Genomic DNA, 1,248 nt, shown 5'->3' on the forward strand with positions numbered 1-1,248 from the left:
CGGGTGAGCATCGCTGCGGTCAACGGTCCGCAGTCGGTGGTCGTTGCCGGTGACGAGGACGCCGTGCTCGCGGTGGTGGGGGTGTTCGCCGACCGCAAGAGCAAGCGGCTCACCGTCAGCCATGCGTTCCACTCGCCGCACATGGACGGCATGCTGGGCGACTTCCGGGAGGTCGTGGCGGGGCTGTCGTTCGACAAGCCTCGGATTCCGGTTGTCTCCAACCTGACGGGTGCGCTGGTCTCGGACGAGATGGGTTCGGCGGACTTCTGGGTGCGGCACGTCCGGGAGGCGGTTCGCTTTCTCGATGGTGTGCGGGCGCTTGAGGCCGCGGGTGTGACGACGTTCGTCGAGCTGGGGCCGGACGGTGTGCTGTCGGCGCTGGCCCAGGAGTGTGTGACGGGCGATGCGACTGCCGGGTTCGTGCCGGTGCTGCGGGCCGGCCGGCCGGAGGCGGAGACCGCGGTGGCGGCTCTGGCGCAGGCGTACGTGCGCGGTGTGACCGTCGACTGGTCCACCTTGCTTGCTGACGCGGGTACCGGTCGGGTAGACCTGCCGACGTACGCCTTCCAGCGTCGCCGCTACTGGCCCGAGGCCGCCCTGTCCAGCGGCGGTTCGGCCCCAGTGCAGGCGGTCGACGCGGTGGACACCCGGTTCTGGGACGCGGTCGAGCGCGGCGATCTCGCCTCGCTGGTCGCGGAGCTGGAGGTCGACGACGACGCGAGTTTCAGTGAACTCGTCCCCGCCCTGTCGGCGTGGCGCCGCCAAATGAAGGAGCAGGCGCAGGTCGACGGTTGGCGCTACCGGGTGTCGTGGAAGCCGCTGGCGGCTGTGTCTGCTAGTGGGCTGGATGGTGAGTGGCTGGTCGTGGTGCCGGCTGCTGGTGTGGATGACACGGCGGTGGTCGCTGCGCTGGGTGCTGGGGCGCGTCGGGTCATGGTGGATCCGGGCATGGACCGTGGGGGTCTTGCGGGTCTGCTGGCTGGTGCTGGTTCGGTGGTTGGTGTGGTGTCGTTGCTGGCGCTGGATGAGGTGGGTGGGCTTGTTGCTACCGCTGCTTTGGTGCAGGCGTTGGGTGATGCCGGGGTGGGGGCGCCGTTGTGGTGTCTGACGCGTGGTGCGGTGAGTGTGGGCCGTTCCGACAAGCTCGTTTCGCCTGTTCAGGCGCAGGTGTGGGGTTTGGGTCGGGTGGCGGCTCTGGAGGTTCCGGAGCGTTGGGGTGGTCTGGTCGATCTGCCCGAGGTGTGGGAC

At 69.3% G+C, this 1,248-nt stretch carries 1 protein-coding gene; it reads left to right on the top strand.

Annotation, left to right across the window (positions count from 1 at the left end; translation table 11 throughout):
* The coding region (locus ABZY31_RS31275) for an acyltransferase domain-containing protein (RefSeq protein ID WP_356417083.1) at positions 1–1,248 on the top strand (1,248 nt) is incomplete at both ends.

The sequence above is a fragment of the Streptomyces sp. NPDC006529 genome, assembly GCF_040611795.1.
Lineage (GTDB): Bacteria > Actinomycetota > Actinomycetes > Streptomycetales > Streptomycetaceae > Streptomyces.